Here is a 632-nt window from a genome sequence, read left to right on the forward strand (position 1 = left end):
AAGTTGGACCGAGCCGCCGTCAACAATGCCCAATTCGACGACGGCGAAGCGAAGGGCGTCAATCCGATCGTACTGAAGGCGCAAATCCTTTTGGATCGCGCGCGGTTTTCGCCGGGCTTGATCGACGGCCGCGGAGCAGAGAACTTCGAGAAGGCGATCCGGGCATTTCAGGCGGCGAACGGATTGCCCTCCGATGGCAAGCTCACACGGGAGACTTGGAACAAGCTCGCCGCAACATCCTCAAACCCGGCCCTTGTGACCTACGAGCTGACGCGCAAGGATGTGCGTGGACCGTTTACCAAGCGAATTCCGGCTCGCATGGAAAGAATGGCTCGCCTACCTAGGCTTGGCTATCACAATGCGCTGGAAAAGATGGCTGAGCGCTTCCATACCAGCGAACACCTGCTCGAAAGGCTCAATCCCGGCATTGGCTTCAGGGTGGCCGGCGCAAAGTTGCTGGTGCCAGCTGTCGACCGAGGCGATCCTCCCGCAGCTATTGCCAGAGTGGAGGTCGACAAGAGCGCTCGCCAGGTTCGCCTGCTCGACCCTTACAACAAAGTGCTTGCAGTGTACCCCGCTTCGATCGGGAGCCAAGAGAAGCCGGCGCCGAGCGGCCACGCAGAAGTCAAACG

At 60.1% G+C, this 632-nt stretch carries 1 protein-coding gene; it reads left to right on the forward strand.

Annotated elements, in window-relative coordinates; genetic code table 11:
* Positions 1-632: peptidoglycan-binding protein (locus ACXJ7R_RS35685; RefSeq protein WP_457155882.1), on the forward strand; the 632-nt coding region annotated here is incomplete at both ends.

This window comes from Mesorhizobium sp. P5_C1 (genome assembly GCF_054049815.1).